General features: G+C 60.5%; 11 protein-coding genes. 1 reads left to right on the top strand and 10 read right to left on the bottom strand.

What is annotated here, in order from left to right:
• Positions 1-13: 13 nt before the first annotated feature.
• The 10 genes from ABNT42_RS18320 to puuE all read right to left on the bottom strand — a co-directional run bounded on the left by ABNT42_RS18320 (position 14) and on the right by puuE (position 15,834).
• Positions 14-1,084 (bottom strand): S1/P1 nuclease, encoded by a 1,071-nt coding sequence (locus tag ABNT42_RS18320; protein WP_348699371.1) that lies wholly within the window; start codon positions 1,082-1,084, stop codon positions 14-16.
• Positions 1,077-2,306, bottom strand: a complete 1,230-nt coding sequence (locus ABNT42_RS18315) for a phospholipase D-like domain-containing protein (protein WP_348699369.1) — start codon at positions 2,304-2,306, stop codon at positions 1,077-1,079. Before ABNT42_RS18315 ends, ABNT42_RS18320 begins: the two co-directional genes overlap by 8 nt.
• 16 nt (positions 2,307-2,322) lie before the next feature.
• On the bottom strand, positions 2,323-4,026 hold the full coding sequence (locus ABNT42_RS18310) for a bifunctional metallophosphatase/5'-nucleotidase (protein WP_348699367.1): 1,704 nt from the start codon (positions 4,024-4,026) through the stop codon (positions 2,323-2,325).
• Between the two features lie 162 nt (positions 4,027-4,188).
• Positions 4,189-6,561 carry a TonB-dependent receptor gene (locus ABNT42_RS18305; protein WP_348699364.1) on the bottom strand — a complete coding sequence of 791 codons (2,373 nt, stop codon included), beginning with the start codon at positions 6,559-6,561 and terminating at the stop codon, positions 4,189-4,191.
• Positions 6,562-7,141: 580 nt separating this feature from the next.
• Entirely contained in the window at positions 7,142-8,632 is a 1,491-nt protein-coding gene (locus ABNT42_RS18300) for an adenosine deaminase (RefSeq protein ID WP_348699362.1), read from the bottom strand.
• A gap of 61 nt (positions 8,633-8,693) precedes the next feature.
• Positions 8,694-10,016: a guanine deaminase gene (guaD, locus tag ABNT42_RS18295; protein WP_348699360.1), complete on the bottom strand. Its 1,323-nt coding sequence runs from the start codon at positions 10,014-10,016 to the stop codon at positions 8,694-8,696.
• A 26-nt stretch (positions 10,017-10,042) separates the two neighbouring features.
• On the bottom strand, positions 10,043-11,050 hold the full coding sequence (gene xdhC / locus ABNT42_RS18290) for a xanthine dehydrogenase accessory protein XdhC (protein ID WP_348699358.1): 1,008 nt from the start codon (positions 11,048-11,050) through the stop codon (positions 10,043-10,045).
• A gap of 8 nt (positions 11,051-11,058) precedes the next feature.
• Complete coding sequence (gene xdhB, locus ABNT42_RS18285) at positions 11,059-13,392, bottom strand: xanthine dehydrogenase molybdopterin binding subunit (RefSeq protein ID WP_348699355.1); 2,334 nt, start codon at positions 13,390-13,392, stop codon at positions 11,059-11,061.
• On the bottom strand, positions 13,389-14,873 hold the full coding sequence (gene xdhA, locus ABNT42_RS18280; protein WP_348699353.1) for a xanthine dehydrogenase small subunit: 1,485 nt from the start codon (positions 14,871-14,873) through the stop codon (positions 13,389-13,391). The genes xdhB and xdhA overlap by 4 nt, the downstream gene beginning before the upstream one ends.
• A gap of 7 nt (positions 14,874-14,880) precedes the next feature.
• On the bottom strand, positions 14,881-15,834 hold the full coding sequence (gene puuE / locus ABNT42_RS18275) for an allantoinase PuuE (RefSeq protein ID WP_348699351.1): 954 nt from the start codon (positions 15,832-15,834) through the stop codon (positions 14,881-14,883).
• 114 nt (positions 15,835-15,948) lie between these two features.
• Between puuE and uraH the strand changes: the two genes are divergently transcribed.
• Complete coding sequence (gene uraH, locus ABNT42_RS18270) at positions 15,949-16,302, top strand: hydroxyisourate hydrolase (RefSeq protein ID WP_348699349.1); 354 nt, start codon at positions 15,949-15,951, stop codon at positions 16,300-16,302.
• Positions 16,303-16,329: the final 27 nt, after the last annotated feature.

The following is a 16,329-nucleotide window of genomic DNA, read 5'->3' as shown; positions in this document are numbered from 1 at the left end:
CTGCCCGCCCCGTTCAGGGCCAGATGGCTTTGAGTACGGCAGCCAGCTGGTAGCCGCCCTGTATCAACTGCTGCTTGGCCAGCGTGGAGCTAGGCACAGGATAGTTATCCGGCACCGTCAGCGCCCACACGGCATAGCTCTCGCCGCTGCGACTGGTCTGACGCGTCAGCGCACCTGCCGTGACACCTTCGTGCGCCTGCTTGGACACGGCCAGCGCCTGATCGGCCCAGGCATACGGCCATTGCACCGGATCGCCGCTCTGGCTGACCACCTGCGGCTGGGCCGCGATCACTTTCTGGGCAAACTGCTGCGGCGTGCGCACACCCGCACGGCGGAATACATAATTGACTACCGTGCTATCCCAGTAAGAGTGGAACGGCCGCGTAGTCTGTGGCGCACGCGCTGGCTGGCTGCTGGCGGCGGCCGGCTTGTCGTCGGCGGGGCCGGCTTCGATCAGCTGTGCACTGAGCGTACTCAGTTTCACATCGTCCAGCAGCAGGTTGTTGCCACCACGGGCATCAAACAGATTGACGGCATCCACTTGCGCCGCCGTCTGCGGCACCACGAAAGCACCGCGCTGATCGACATAGGCTGCGCCCACATGCAGCGGCTGGGTGATATCACCTGCCAGATGGGTCAGTATCAGCAGGGCCTGACGGGGCGTGAAGCGCTGCGGATTGCTGGTCCCATCCGCCTTGCCCTGCAAGACCTGTATGCACTGCTTGAGCGTCTGCACGATATCGTTGTCGGCGCTGCCCACATCGTGATCGTGATAATGCGCATACTGGAACGGCAGATCGGTATAGTGGTATTCGCTATGCTTGGGATGGGCCGCCACGTAGCTCTGCATTTCTTCCGTCTGGGGGCCGCAGTACGTACCTTTCACGCAATCGGCCCAGGTGGCGATCTTCTCCAGCGATTCACCGGGCAGCAGCAGGGCTTTGAAACGCTGCTCGGCACTACTACCCTGCAGCAGCTGGTCGGCAATCGCGCCCACGGCACGGTGGCCATCATTGCCCCAGGCGTGGGCGTTAAAACTGGCAAACACGCCGCACAGGGCAGCGCTGACAACTAATTTATTCATTCGGACTACCTTTGGCCGGTTTCGGATATTTACGGTTGATGTCGAGTGGCTGGGCGTAGCTGGAACTCCAGATCTGCTCCTGCAGCGCGGCCACACGCTGGGCCATTTTCTCGTTACGCAGCACCACTTCCAGATTGCGCGACAGATCGAAGTAGCCGCCGCTCCAGTTACTGGTACCTACCCAGGCGATCTGGTTATCGATCACCATGGTTTTGCTGTGGATGACGCGGGCAAACGGGATGAAGCCGCTGCTGGCCACCGGCAGCGTGGCGACGCGGATTTCCACATTGGGCAGGATCGCCAGACTTTTCAGGTAGGCCTGCGGCAGTGCTTCCAGATTCCAGTTCGACACCAGCAGCTTGATCTTCACGCCACGGTTGGCCGCAGCACGCACGGCGTTATCGATCACGGCGTAGTAAGGCCGCGTGCCTTTCGGACCGTAGCTGAGCGGCGCATAGTCCAGCAACTGCACCCGCACTTCGGTTTTCGCCGCGGCCAACAAGGCTGGCAGCGCCGCTTCGCTATCGTCCACACCGGCCGGATTGTAGGCTTGCGGGCTCGCCACCAGCATGGCATCGCGCTGCAGATTGAGCGGCTGGCGTGCCACGTTCAGCGCGGGCACCACCATGCCTTGCGCCGTCAGCGCCTGTGCGCGCCAGTCCTGATTGAAAATAGCCTGTACCTGCGCTACCAGTTTCGCATCGGTGATGCGCAAGCCGGTTTCATGAATATGCTCGAACGAGCGCCAGTCAAAGTTCTGGCTGCCCACATAGGCCGCCGCGCCATCGACCACCAGATACTTGGCGTGGATGATGCCGTTGCCGGTCAGCTTGTTAAAATCGATCACGCGCAGTTCCAGATTCGGAATGGCTTTCAATTGATCGATGGTGCTCTGCTCGGACAGGCCTATGCCCTTCTGGTCCAGCAGGAAGCGGATTTTCACGCCCCGCTGACCGGCCGCAGCCAGCCGTTCCACGACCTTGCTAAATACGCTACCCGGCTTGTTGACGGCATAGAACTGGCCGATCAGGATTTCCTGCTTGGCGTTGTCGAACAATTCGCTCCAGACCGTGGCAGGATCGCGCAAATCGCTGTTGGCGAGCGTGGTTTCGACAGGGGCGGTCTGCACCAGTTCAAAACCGGGGATGGTGAATTCGGCATGAGCAGGGCTGCTCAATGCCAGCAAAGCCGGCAGCACGACGGCAGGTAAAACACGACGCATTGGTCACTCCTAAAAATTATTGCAGGCGCTTGATGCGGCCTTGCGGTTCGCTACGGCCGGCCGGCTTGCCCGCCTGTTCGCGCTTGACCAGATAGTCGGTCAGCGCATCGATATCACGGATGCCGGTTTCGGCACGGTTGCGCCCCAGCGGGAATACGGAGAATCCTTCGCCACCTTCGGCCAGAAAATTCGTCACAATGACGCGGTAAGTGGTATCGTTTTCGATCGGCACGCCGTGCAGCATCACACTATCGGGCACCACCTTGCTGCCGATGGCGGCACGCGGGTCCCAGCTATAACTAAATCCTTCCGATACCTGCATCAGGCCGCGCGTGATGTCGCGCCCGCCCAGCCACTGCTGCTCTAACAGTTCGCGGATCTGCAGGCCACGCAGATTCATCGCCACCACCGTATTCCCGAACGGCAGCACATACAGCGCCTGCCCTGCCGTCACGCGATTACCGCTGGTGGTTTCCAGATCCTGCCGCATGGCGCCATTGTTCATGAAGGCGATCTGCCCGCCGTAGGGACGCCCTGCCGCCAGTATGGCGTCGGCCACCAGATCACCGAGCGCCGATTCGCCGTCATCATGTTTTTCGCGCAGCACGCTCGGCACGGCCAGCTTGGCCACCGGACGGGCCAACGCACTGGCGCTACGTTCGCGCACCTGCTTCAGATAGGCATCCACCTTCGGATCGGTCGGCCAGCGCCCTGCCGTCATCACTTCCTGACTGGCGCGTACCTCGCGCACGGTCTGGCTGGCGACATCGACCTTCATGGTGATGCGCGACAGCACATGACCGCCCATGTCCGACTGGGTCACCAGCCGGTTATCCACCTTGCACAGATAGCCGCGGTGCGAGTGGCCCGTGACCACCAGCCGGATGGCCGGATCGAGCTTCTTCACCACATCCACCACGGGGCCGGTCAGATGGCTGCAATCCTGCTGATCGAATTTATCAGTGGTGCGGCCACCCTGATGGATCAGCACCACGAACACACCCACGCCCTGCTTGCGCAGTTCCGGCAGCTGGCGGTTGATGGCTTCCGCTTCGTCGATGAATTCCAGTCCGGCGATGCCGGAGGCCAGCAGCTTTTCCGGCGCATCGCGCAGCACCGTGCCAATAAACGCCACTTTGACGCCGCGCGCCTGTTCGATTTTATACGCCGGCAGCAGCGGCTTGCGTGTCACCATATCGATCACATTGGCGGCCAGATACTGGAACTTGGCACCTTCATAAGTGGCGCTGAACTGACAGGCTTTTTCCGGTCGCGGTGAAGCACAGCCGCCCTTCTGCTGGCGTAGCAGCTCGATGCGGCCCGCATCGAATTCGTGGTTGCCCACCGAGCTCACTTTCAAGCCCAGCAGATTCATGGCACCAATGGTCGGTTCATCAGCCCACATCGAGGAAATCGCCGGACTGCCGCCGATCAGATCACCGGCGCCCACCAGCAGCAGTTCCGGATCTTCCTTGCGCCATGCCTGCAGCGCTGCGCCTAGCGTATCGATGCCGCCCGCCGTGACGGTACGCGGGCCTAGCCCGTAGGCGCTGTCGATGACGTATTTGCTGGCCTCGATATTGCCGTGGAAATCGTTGATGGTGACCAGTTGCAGATCCACTTCCTTGGCGGCAGTGGCGGGCTGGCGCCAAGGCAGGGCACAACCTGCCAGCGTGGCGATCAGCGCGGACCCGATCAGGGCAGAAGACATTTTTTTCATAAGACTGCTAGCTTACCGTAAGCAAGGTACTACGTGGGACGGAGAAACATATGTGATACAAACCAGCCCGCACATGCAGGGCCTTAGCCTTTAACGGCAGCACAATAAAAAAACGGACCCGAAGGTCCGTTTTTTTGTAGTACGGCTTTAAGCAGTTGTTGCTTACAGATCGATCGACAGGGTGACCGATGCGAAGCGTGGTGCGCCGAGGTAGTAACGCTGGGTGTCTACTGCGGTGGTCACGCCTGGGATGGCCAGGGTGTTCTTAACCGTGGTCGACGACGCATTGCGGTACTGCTTGTCGGTGATGTTGCTCAGGTTGAAGGTCAGCTTAGGACGCTTCAGGATGCCGTAGTTGGCGAAGGTGTAGCCACCATCGATACCGAAGGTGGTGTAACCAGGCGCCTGCTCGTCATTCACCATCGAAGTCTGCTGCTTGCCAGTTGCGCGAGCTTTCAGACGGGCCCAGAAGGCGCCATCCTGATACTCAACCGACAGGCCGGCTTTACGACGTGGGGTGTTGATCATTTCCTTGCCAGCGGTAGGCAGGAAGACATTACCGCCCAGCTGCATATTGTCCTGGATCTTGCTGTTGTTGAAGCCCAGCGAACCGTAGAATGCCCAGCCGTTCACCGGCATGTTGCCCAGTTCGAATTCCAGACCACTGTTCTTCACGCGGCCCACGTTGTTGTAGCTGCTAACCTGGGTCACTGGATCGAAGGCGGTAGCCTGACGGTCTTTGAAGTCCACCCAGAAAGCGGTCACAGTCGCGATGAACTTGCTGTCCTGGTGACGGTAGCCGATGTCGGTGTTCCACGACGATTCCTGCTTCACATCGCCCACGAAGGTAGCAACGCCGTTAGCCACTTTGATATTGCCGCTGTTAGCGAAAGCAAAGTTAGGTGGTGCTTTGACGTTTTTCGCCATCGACGCGAAGAACTGGTCGTCGTTGGTCAGACGGTAACGGGCACCCAGCTGTGGCAGGATCTCGTTGTACTTCTTGGTCAGAGCGTATGGCTTGTAGCTGTTGTTCTCGTCGCCGAAGTTGGTGAACTCGCGCTTGACTTGCGGGTTACGTACACCGACGTTGATCTTCAGCTTGTCTTCCATGAAGCTCACGGTGTCTTGCAGGAAGAACTGGTAAGCGGTCGAAATGGTCAGCTGATCGCGGCTCTGGGCGAATTTGCCGTCAGGGCGCAGGATCTTGCCGATTTGCAGGTATTCGTCAGCACGCTCACCGTCGTTGCTCAGAGCCAGCATCGGGCCGGTTTGCTCGTGACGGGCACGCTCGTACCAGAAGCCACCCAGAATTTCGTGGTTGTCTACGGTCCACAGCAGCGACGAGGTCACGCCCGGACGGTAGGTTTTGGTCACGCTGGCGTTAGCCACCAGTACGGTATCGAGCGTATCGCCGTCGCCGTTCAGATCGACCAGGCCATCACGTGCGCCGGTAGCCGTGTTGTAGAAAGCTTTTTCCGACTGGGCACGTTGCTGCACGCCACCGTTACCGAAGCCGTACCACAGGTATGGCAGTACTTTCAGGTCCAGATTGTCGGTCAGACGGAACTTGGCAGTAGCCGAAGCGATCGCGTTCTTGAACGGGTTCACGCCCAGTTTGTAGTAAGCCGGCGACTGGGTGGTTTCGGTCTGGGCCGTACCTTTCACCGGGGTCAGGTGACCTTTGAAGGTGTCGGCGTAGTCGTAGTAGTAGCCGTTCTTGTTGATTTCGGCCAGGGTCAAGTTGTTGATGTTGTTGTTCATCGCTTCGTTGTACAGCACGGTTGCGTGTACGTAGTTGAAGCGGTCCCAGTCGTAGTTCAGGCCAGCGTCGATGTGGTCGCGCTTGGCGCCGCCTTTGCCTTTCCATTTGTCGGCTTCAGCGTGCGAGAACGAGATGAAGGCTTTGGTGCGCTTGTCCGACAGCAGGCCGGTGTCGTAGCGAGCGAAGGATTTCTTCATGCTCAGCTGACCGATGGTCTGCATCAGGCGTACGCGCTGTTTGTCTTCTGGGTTGCAGGTGTTGATACCGAAGTTACCGCCGGTAGCGCCCACTTGTGGCGAGTCGGCATCGGTCGAACCCTGGGTAACGAATTGCGAGCAGGTGTTTTCCTGGTCAACGTATTCCTGTGGGTAGATTGCGAAGTTACCCGAGTCATTCACTGGCACGCCGTTGATGGTGGCGCCGATCTGGTCGGAGTTGAAGCCGCGCAGGGTCAGACCGCCGCCGAACAGGCCCGTTGCATCCTGGTTGTAGCTGTTCACTGCAGGCAGCATTTCCAGCGCTTCATACGCATTGCCGGTTGGACGCTGTTTTTCCAGTTCTTCAGCAGTAATCGTGCTGCGTGCTTTCGGTGCATCCTCGGTCACCATCAGGCCCATGCCGAGCTTCTTGCCGGTAATGATCACTTCAGCAGGTTTTGCTGGAGCTGCGTCGGTCTGTGCGTAGGCAGCCGAGGCGCTCAGGCACATGACTTGGCAGGCCAGAGCAACGAGGCTCAGGCGCAGCTTAGGATTGTGTTTAACAGAGGATTGCATTGAGGGAACTCCCAGTTATGTGAAAAAAATTATTGTGTCCTGCGATGCTATCGAGTCCTACAGCTTGTGGCCGCGACTCCCGCATGGCACAAAGTGCCCATGACATCACAAAATTGTAACCAGTAAATATTTCATCAACATGACAGTGCTACCGTTGATAAACTGTCACGCCTTACGCTTGCTGCTACCATCCTCGAACCAGACAGAACCGCGCCCGAATGAGGCATCTCTGGCAACTATGCATGAGCCAAAAATGTGTGACAAATACGATTTACTTTAGGGATTTATATGAAAGCGATATAAATAAGGCGGAAAAAATTCCGCCATTTGATCGCTGGGCGGCACAGCCTCATTAAGAGGCAAATTATAGTTGACCAGCCCATCCTTGAAAGGAATTCACACACAAATTGCACCAACTTGGTGCAAAGTGCGGAATTCTGTCGCACCACCACCACATTCCTGACGGCAATTGCCGAGCAGCTGCGGTTCCGTCCGAGGCTGGTCGAACGGAAAATAAGTGCGCGATTTTAGAGTACGCGTCGCGGCAGCGCAACATTTCCTGCCGCGACGGTCAATTGACTTAGCGCGATTTGACCTGCGCTGCAGCCGCGATGGCGGCTTCGAACTGGTTAAAGCGGTTGCGCATATCCTTCAGCAACTGCTGTTTCTCGCCCTCTTTCAGGAAGCTGTAGCGGATGCTGTCCAGCGAGAGCTTCTTGATTTCGGCATAGTCCGGCTTGTAGCGCGCCGCGTATAACACATACTCGCCCGACAGATTATTGCGCGACACCCCGGCATCGTCCGTCGCCAGCACAAACGGCACGCCGTATTTGCGGTACAGCGTGACAGGATGGGCCTCGCCCTGCACACCCAGAATGAACTGGTTGCTGCTCAGGTTGACTTCGACTGGAATGTCCTTGTCATGCATTTTTTTCATCAGGGCCAGCGCCGCCGTTTCGTGGGCAATGTCCATGCCGTGGCCGATACGGCTGGCACCGGCGATATCGAGCGCATCGCGGATGTGGAAGCTCAGGTCTTCCGGCTGCACCATGCCCAGCGCCAGTTCACCGGCGTGCAAGGCCAGCTTCACTTCCGGATAGCGCGCCTTGAGGAACTGGTACATGCGCATATGCAGTTTGTAGTCGCGCATGGAGACATAGGTACTCTCCTGCCCGACGATGTTCGCGCCGACGATTTTCGGATGCGAGCGGGCTAGCTTGAAGCTGGATACGATTTGCGAAAACACTTGCGACGGCGACAGGAAGCGCAGCGCAAATGGCTGGTAGCGCATGGTGAAGTTGGCATCATCGATGCCGGCGCTGCTGGCATCCAGATTCGCCTTATAGCCATTGATCCACTGCTGGAACGGCTGGTTGTCTTCCAGCCGCGCCGCCAGTGCCGCCATATCCGCTTCCGTCACAGTGCCGTTCTGCGCCAGCTGGTCGAACGCAGCATCCTGCGCCATCGGCGCGATCTCGAAGATGGTTTCGATGTAGCGCAGGTTTTCCTGCATGGCGCGCTGCTTCAGGCGCTGCAGGCCATCGGCCGTATTGGTCGACGAGACGGGGCCGAAATACGCAAAGGTGTCGAAGAACTGGCGGTCCGGCGGCGACTGGATCGTGCTGTGATTGTAGAAATCCTTGTCGGACCAGCGCTGCAGCAACTGCGCCAGTACCGTATTGTTCTGCATGACGTCGACACCGGACAGGCAGTTACGCTCGGCCAGCGGTCTGGCCCGTTCGGCCGCTACTTCTGCTGCCACGGTGTTGATCATGTAGCTGTTCTTATTGACGCAATAGCCCTCTTTGTCCACCCATTCCAGATACTGCTCGGCATAGATGGCGCCCGAATAATGGTGGTGCAGATCGCCGCCCTTGGGCAGCATGGTCATGAACATCGTCAGCTCGGCCAGTTTCGGCTCGCCGCCGGACAGCAGCGCGGCGAAGTGGCGCTTGGTCACTTCCTCGTTGCTGGGGGCTGCTGCCTGCGCCTGCGGCACAGCACACAGCAGAGCAACAGCCGTCTGCACGGCCAGTGCAGCGGTCTTCAGGCTGACGATATTTTTTTGCATGAGTTTTCCCGTATCTGGTGGTTCACTAGCGAATTCTGACTGAAACTACCAGCTACGCTCATTAGCTGGCAGCTGGCCGCACATACACCGGCGCGCCCGCTGCATAGGTGGCCGCGACGGCACGATCATCTCCCAGCAGGGCCAGCGCAAACAGCAACTCTTCCAGGCTGGCGCCCGCCTCCTGCCATGCGCGGTTACGGCGTGCCAGCAACGGCGTGGCGGCCGGATCGAGCACAATGAAATCGGCTTCGGCACCGGCGGCAAAATTACCGATCACGCCTTCCAGCTGCATACTGCGCGCAGCGCCCAGCGTGGCCAGATAGAACATGCGCAAGGCTGGCAGATAACTGCCCTTCAGTCGCGCTACTTTATAGGCTTCATTCATCGTTTGCAACATCGAGAACGAGCTGCCCCCACCCACATCGCTCGCCAGCGACAGCGCCATGCCGGCCTTGTCGGCTGCGGCAAAATCAAACAGGCCGCTGCCCAAGAACAGATTGGAGGTGGGGCAGATAGCTGCAGCGGCACCGCTGGCGGCCATGCGGGCGCGGTCGGTTTCATCCAGCCAGATGCAGTGGCCATACATCGAGCGGGGGCGCAGCAGGCCTACGCTGTCATACACATCGATGTAGCTGCGCGCCTGCGGGAACAGTTGCTGCACCCATGCACATTCGGCCTGATTTTCCGAAACATGGGTCTGGATAAAGGTGTCCGGATAGGCGCGTGCCAGTTCGCCCGCCAGATGCAGCTGGGCGTCGGTCGAAGTGGGAGCAAAGCGGGGCGTGATCGCATACAGGGCGCGGCCACGCTTGTGCCAGCGCTGGACCAGCGCTTCCGTATCGCGCGCACCGCCTTCGGCCGTATCGCGCAGGAATTCGGGGCAGTTACGGTCCATCAGCACTTTGCCCGCCACCATGCGCAAGCCACGCTTTTCGCTGGCCGTGAATAAGGCGTCTACCGACTGCGGGTGCACGGTGCAGTAGACCATGGCGGTGGTGGTGCCGCAGCGTAGCAGCTCGTCGAGGAAGAACTCGGCCACCGGCCCTGCATGGGCCGGATCTTCGAACTGGCGCTCGGTGGGGAAAGTATAGGTTTCCAGCCATGGCAGCAGGCCATCGGCGGGCGATGCAATCATGTCCGTCTGCGGATAGTGCACATGGGTGTCGATAAAACCGGGCATCAGCAGCTTGCCCCGATAGTCGTGCACGGGCGTACCGGCGGGCAGCGTGACATGCAGGCTGGCGTAGTCACCGGCTGCCTGCACTTTGCCGTCAGCCACGATCAGCAGGCCGTCGGCATGGTAGGCGTGCGCCTCCGCGCTAAAGGCCGGATCGGCGAGAAAGTGCAGCAAGCTGCCTCGGTAGGCTTGCAGGTTAGAGGGCATAACAGAGTCCTGAGTAGTAGTGAATTCTAGCGCGAGTCGGCCAGTGGCGTTTGCTGGGCTTCCCATACCATCAGCAACTGGGCGCAAACGGAGGCGGCGATCACGGCGGGCAGCTTGCTGCGGATGCCGGGCAAGCCGATGGGGCAGACCATGGCGGCGATGCGCTCGGCAGGCAGGCCGCGCGCCGCCATGCGGCGCTCGAACTGCACCCGTTTGGTCTGCGAGCCGATCAGGCCGAACCAGCCCACATCGGCACGCGCCACTATGGCTTCGCTCAGACGCTGGTCCAGCGCATGGCTGTGGGTCAGTACCAGATAGCTGGCGCCAGCGGGCGCGCTGGCAACCAGCGCTTCCGGCACATCAGTCGCTTCGATGCGCACATTGGCGGGCACGTCGGCGGGGAACATGTCTTCGCGCTCGTCTATCCAGCTGACGGTGCACGGCAGTTCGCCCAGCAGGCGCACGATGGCGGCACCGACATGACCGGCACCGAACAGTAACAGGTGGGCGCGCGGCGCCAGCACGGCATCGGCCAGCCAGCGCCGTCCCGCGTCGTCGCGCAGCACTTGGGTAGTGCGCGCGTAATCAAAACTTGGTAGCAGCGCGGCTACCTCGCCGCTACCCTGCAGCAACTGGCCTTCCGCATTTAACAGCAGGCTGGCAGGCGCGCCATCGAGTGCGCTCAGGCGCCAGTAGTCGCCGCGCTGATCGCGCTGCAGTAAAGTTAGCGTCTGGGCCAGCGCGGCATCGACAAATTCAAATGCCAGATACACCACGCCACCGCAGCACTGGCCTAGCGTGGGGCCTAGCGCATAGCGCAGCAGTTGCGGCGCACCCGTGGCAACATCGCGCAACATGGCGCGCGCCACTTCCAGTGCGCACAGTTCCAGATGGCCGCCGCCTATGGTGTCGGCCTGCGCATCGGCCGTCACCAGCATGTGTGCACCGGCCTCGCGCGGGACGGAGCCCTCGGCGATGGCGACCGTGACCAGTACTGCCGGTCCGGCCAGTGCAGCATTCAACCATGCATTCATTGCAGTCCTCAGGCAGCCATCTGCACCGCAGAGATAGCGCGCAAGATTTCTTCGCTGGTGGCGGGCGCGTTCAGCGGTGGCTGCACGCGATGTCCGCCCACACTGGAAATCGCGTCGCGGATGGCGAAGAACACGGAGAACGGCAGCAGCAGCGGCGGCTCGCCCACGGCTTTAGAGCGATGGATACTGTCCTCGACGTTACGATTCTGGAACAGCTCCACGCGAAAATCCTGCGGACAATCGGAGATGCCCGGTATCTTGTAAGTGGACGGTGCATGGGTCATCAGCTTGCCCGCTGCATTCCACCACAGCTGTTCCGTGGTCAGCCAGCCCATGCCCTGTATGAACGCCCCCTCGACCTGCCCCTTATCGATGGCAGGATTGAGCGAATTGCCAGCATCGTACAGCGCATCGGCGCGCAGCAGCTTCCATTCGCCCGTCAGAGTATCGACCACCACTTCCGACACGGCCGCACCGTAGGCATAGTAGGAGAACGGATGGCCGCTCATGGTCTTGGCATCCCAGTGCAGCCCCGGCGTGGCGTAGAAGCCGTCCGACCATAGCTGCACGCGCGCCAGATAGGCTTTCTGTACCAGCTCCGCAAACACTACGCGGTGGCCGTTCACATGCACGGCATTGTCGAAGAACTGCACGGGCTGACCATCTTCATCGCCATACAGCTTGATCGCAAAGGCGGCCAGCCGTTCACGGATCTGGCGTGCCGCATCCTGCGCCGCCTTGCCGTTCAGGTCTGCGCCAGTCGAAGCAGCCGTGGCCGAGGTATTCGCCACCTTGCTGGTATCGGTGGCAGTAATGCGCACATGCTCGAGGTCCAGCCCCAGTTCATGCGCCACTACCTGCATCACCTTGGTGTTGATGCCCTGCCCCATTTCCGTACCGCCGTGATTGACCAGCACCGAGCCATCCACATACACATGCACCAGCGCACCGGCCTGATTAAGGTGGGTAACGTTAAAGGCGATACCGAATTTCAGTGGCGTCAGCGCCAGCCCTTTTTTCAGCACAGGGCTGCTACGGTTATATGCCTCGATGGCGCTGCGGCGCGCACGGTACTCGCTGGTCTGTTCCAGTTCTGCCGTTAGCGCATCGATCACATTGTCAACGATCTCCTGCCCGTAAGGCGTGACATTGCGCTCGGTCTTACCGTAGAAATTCAGGCGGCGGATATCCAGCGCATCGCGTCCCAGCTGGCGGGCGATCTCGTCGATCACGTATTCAATCGCGATGGCGCCCTGCGGGCCACCGAAGCCTCGGAAGGCGGTATTCGACTGGGTATTGGTCTTGCCGCAGGCAGCGCGGATATCCACATCCGACAGATAGTAGGCATTATCGAAGTGGCACACGGCGCGCGTAGCGACAGGGCCGGACAGGTCGGCCGAGAAACCGGCGCGCAAGGTCATATCGACGCGTGCCGCCAGTATGCGGCCTTCGGCATCAAAGCCCACTTCGTACTCGTAATAGAAGCAGTGACGCTTACCCGTCACCAGCATATCGTCATCACGGTCAGCACGCAGCTTGACGGGCCGGCGCAGCTTGGAAGCCGCAATCGCCGCAGCCGCTGCCCACAGGGCCGACTGCGATTCCTTACCGCCGAAGCCACCGCCCATGCGGCGGCATTCTACCTGCACCTTGTGCGCATGGGTGCCCAGTGCATGCGCTACCACATGCTGCATCTCGCTCGGGTGCTGGGTCGAACACTGCACCAGCATACCCTGATCTTCTTTCGGCGTCGCGTAAGCAATCTGGCCTTCCAGATAGAACTGCTCCTGCCCACCAACGAACAGCTGGCCGCGCACGACGTGAGGCGCCTGCTCGAAAGCCGCCTTGAAATCGCCGCGCTGTAACTGCATAGGGGGTAGCACGTACTGCTGCGCCGCCTTGGCTTCCTGCGGCGTGAAGATGGCAGGCAGTTCTTCATAGCTGATCTGGGCGCGGCGTGCAGCACGGCGTGCATTGTCATGGCTGTCTGCCACCACAATGAAGATGGGCTGGCCCACATACAGCACTTCGCCTGCGCTCAATATCGGATCGTCATGGATGATAGGGCCGCAGTCATTGGTGCCGGCAATGTCGCTGGCCGTGTAGACCGCCACCACGCCATCCGACGCCAGCACGGGGGCCAGATCCATCGCCGTGATGCGGGCGTGTGCCTTGGACGACAGGCCCAGCGCCGCATGCAGCGTGCCATGCAGTTCAGGAATGTCGTCCGTGTAGGTGGCCTGACCCAGCACATGCAAAGCGGCCGATTCATGCTTGCTGCCGATGCCGACGGCTTTCCAGTCCTGCGCCGCCAGCAGCTTGGGTGCGACGTTCTGATTCATGGCTTCTCCTTGCAACCGCCACAGGCAAACGGGTTAACCTCCTGCGCAGCCAGCGGTGCCTCGGCGCGCGTCTCAAACCAGAAGCGGCGCAGCAGATTCTGCGCCGTCTGCATGCGGTAGCTGCTCGAAGCGCGCATATCGGACAGTGGCTGGAAGTCCTGCGCCAGCATATCCATCGCCACCTGCAGATTGGCTTCATTCCAGCGCAGGCCCAGCAGCGCTGCTTCGGCACGCGCAGCGCGGCGCGGCGTCGCCGCCATGCCGCCGAAGGCGATACGCGCGTCCTTGATCACATCGCCATCAAAGCGGAAAGCAAAGGCGGCGCAGACGGCGGAAATATCCTGATCGAAGCGCTTGGCCAGCTTGTAGGTACGGAACTGCACATCTGGCCGTGGCAGCGGCACGCGCACGGCCGCCACAAACTCGTCGCTGCGCATATCCTTCTTCTGATAGTCGAGGTAGAAGGCTTCCAGCGCCAGCACGCGTTCGCCTTGCGGCCCGCGCAGCACCACCTCGCTACCGAGCGCTATCATCCATGGCATGGAATCGCCGATGGGCGAACCATTCGCCACATTGCCGCCCAGCGTACCGGCATTACGGATCGGCAGCGAGGCAAAGCGCTGCCACAGTTCGCCCAGCTGGGACGGATAGTGGCGGCACAGCGCGGCATAAGCATCGTTGAGTTTTACACCGGCGCCGATGTGCAGCATGCCGTCGGCTTCGTGCACGCTTTGCAGCGCCGTGACGTGGCCTAGATAGATGATGTCACCCAGCTCGCGCATCTGCTTGGTCACCCACAGGCCGATATCGGTGCAGCCGGCCAGCAGCGTGGCAGCCGGATGGGCCGCACGCAGCGCCACTAATTCATCCAGTGTGCGCGGGGCATGGAAGGTCTGTCCCTGTGCGCTGTAATGGGTGCCACCGGCGCGCTGCAAGGCCTGCAGCTGCGCCGTCAGGGCGGCACGGTCGAAGTCCACTTTCGGCAGCTCCGTCATGCGCTGGGCCGCATCGATGATGGGGCGGTAGCCCGTGCAACGGCACAGATTACCGGACAGGCAATCGTCGATCTCGTGGCGCTGGGCTGGCTTTCCATCTTTGTCCAGATACATGCCCCACAGAGACATGACAAAACCCGGTGTACAGAAGCCGCATTGCGAGCCATGGCATTCCACCAGTGCCTGCTGCACGGGATGCAGCCCGCCATCGGGCTGCTGCATATCTTCCACCGTGAACAGAGCCTTGCCATCGAGCGTAGGCGCAAACTGTATGCAGGAGTTCACTGCCTTCATTTCCAGTTCGCCGGCCGCATTCAGGCTGCCTAGCACCACCGTGCACGCGCCGCAATCGCCCTCGGCACAGCCTTCCTTGGTGCCCGTGCAGTGCAGGTCTTCACGCAGGTGCTGCAGCACCGTGCGGGTGGGCTTGAGGCCGGAAATTTCGCGGACTTCGCCGCGGTAGAAATAACGGATAGTGTCGGACATCAGGGCCTCACACGGTAAAAGGATGCGTGGTATGCCAGTGTTCGGCAATATCGATGCGGCGCGTAATCCAGACATGCTCATGCCCCTGCACGTAATCGAGGAAGCGCGCCAGCGCTGCGGCACGGGCTGGCCGCCCCACCAGCCGGCAGTGCAGACCGATGGACAGCATCTTGGGCTGGTTCAGGCCAGCCGGATCGCCTTCCTTGTACAACACATCGAAAGCGTCTTTCAGATAATCGAAGAACTGGGTGCCCGAGTTGAAGCCTTGCGCAGCGGCGAAGCGCATATCGTTGGTATCAAGCGTGTAGGGCACGATCAGCTGCGGCGCTAGCGCAGCCAGACCGTTAGCGTCGGTGTAGGCCACCTGCTGCCAGAACGGCAGATCGTCACCGTAGTTGTCAGCGTCGTAGCGGAAGCCGCCATGCTCGACCACCAGCTTACGCGTCTGCGGCGAATCGCGTCCCGTGTACCAGCCCAGCGGCGCACTACCCGTCAGCTCGCGCATGATGTCTACCGCTTCCTTCATATGGGCGCGCTCGGTGGCTTCGTCCATATTCTGGTAGCTGATCCAGCGCAGGCCGTGGCAGGCAATCTCGTGCCCCAGCTCGCGGAACGCCGCCACCGCTTCGGGATGGCGCTTGAGTGCCATCGCCACACCGAAGATGGTGAGCGGCAGCTTGCGCTCCTCGAACATGCGCAACAGCCGCCACAAACCGGCGCGCGAGCCATACTCGTAGATCGACTCCATACTCATGTGACGGTTGCTGAACGAGGCCGCGCCGATAATCTCGGACAGGAAGGTCTCGGAACCGGCATCGCCGTGTAGCACATTGTTCTCGCCGCCCTCTTCATAATTGAGTACGAACTGCAGTGCCACACGGGCACCATTGGGCCATTGAGCATGGGGCGGCTTCGGGCCGTAGCCGATCAGGTCACGCGGATAGCGGTCGTAAGTATTCATGTCGCAGGGGCGGCCAGTCTATGAGTAATATATCTGCAATCATATATGGCTAGCGGGCGTCCAGTATATGATTTGCATAATAGACACTCATCACCTACCAATATAGGACACACCATGGGCAAACTCAGTACCCACGTTCTCGATATCAGCATCGGCAAGCCGGCTGCCGGCGTACAGGTCAGCCTGTACGCCATCACGCCGCAGGGGCGCGAGCTACGCGTACAGGCCGTGACCAATGCCGATGGCCGCTGCGACGCGCCGCTGCTAGAGGGCGAGCACATGCTGGCCGGTAAATACGAACTGGTATTTGGTGCCGGCGCGTATTTTGCTGCACGGGGCGTGGAGCTGCCTGAGCCCCGCTTTATCGACGAAGTCACGCTGGCGTTCGGCATCGCCAGTCCGGAGCAGAACTACCATGTGCCGCTGGTGGTATCGCCATGGGCTTATTCCACCTATCGCGGTAGCTGAAACGCGGCGCAGGCGCTAACATAGGCG

Origin of the sequence: Duganella fentianensis (genome assembly GCF_964031615.1) — a bacterium.
GTDB classification, from domain to species: domain Bacteria; phylum Pseudomonadota; class Gammaproteobacteria; order Burkholderiales; family Burkholderiaceae_D; genus Rugamonas; species Rugamonas fentianensis_A.
The sequence above is the reverse complement of the archived record's forward strand: the minus strand, read 5'-3'. Positions and strand labels throughout refer to the sequence as shown.

Excerpts from the sequence above, each read along its gene's own strand:
- ABNT42_RS18320 (WP_348699371.1), bottom strand. The coding sequence starts at position 1,084 with ATGAATAAATTAGTTGTCAGCGCTGCCCTGTGCGGCGTGTTTGCCAGT.
- ABNT42_RS18315 (WP_348699369.1), bottom strand. The coding sequence starts at position 2,306 with ATGCGTCGTGTTTTACCTGCCGTCGTGCTGCCGGCTTTGCTGGCATTG.
- ABNT42_RS18310 (WP_348699367.1), bottom strand. The coding sequence starts at position 4,026 with ATGAAAAAAATGTCTTCTGCCCTGATCGGGTCCGCGCTGATCGCCACG.
- ABNT42_RS18305 (WP_348699364.1), bottom strand. The coding sequence starts at position 6,561 with ATGCAATCCTCTGTTAAACACAATCCTAAGCTGCGCCTGAGCCTCGTT.
- ABNT42_RS18300 (WP_348699362.1), bottom strand. The coding sequence starts at position 8,632 with ATGCAAAAAAATATCGTCAGCCTGAAGACCGCTGCACTGGCCGTGCAG.
- guaD (WP_348699360.1), bottom strand. The coding sequence starts at position 10,016 with ATGCCCTCTAACCTGCAAGCCTACCGAGGCAGCTTGCTGCACTTTCTC.
- xdhC (WP_348699358.1), bottom strand. The coding sequence starts at position 11,050 with ATGAATGCATGGTTGAATGCTGCACTGGCCGGACCGGCAGTACTGGTC.
- xdhB (WP_348699355.1), bottom strand. The coding sequence starts at position 13,392 with ATGAATCAGAACGTCGCACCCAAGCTGCTGGCGGCGCAGGACTGGAAA.
- xdhA (WP_348699353.1), bottom strand. The coding sequence starts at position 14,873 with ATGTCCGACACTATCCGTTATTTCTACCGCGGCGAAGTCCGCGAAATT.
- puuE (WP_348699351.1), bottom strand. The coding sequence starts at position 15,834 with ATGAATACTTACGACCGCTATCCGCGTGACCTGATCGGCTACGGCCCG.
- uraH (WP_348699349.1), top strand. The coding sequence starts at position 15,949 with ATGGGCAAACTCAGTACCCACGTTCTCGATATCAGCATCGGCAAGCCG.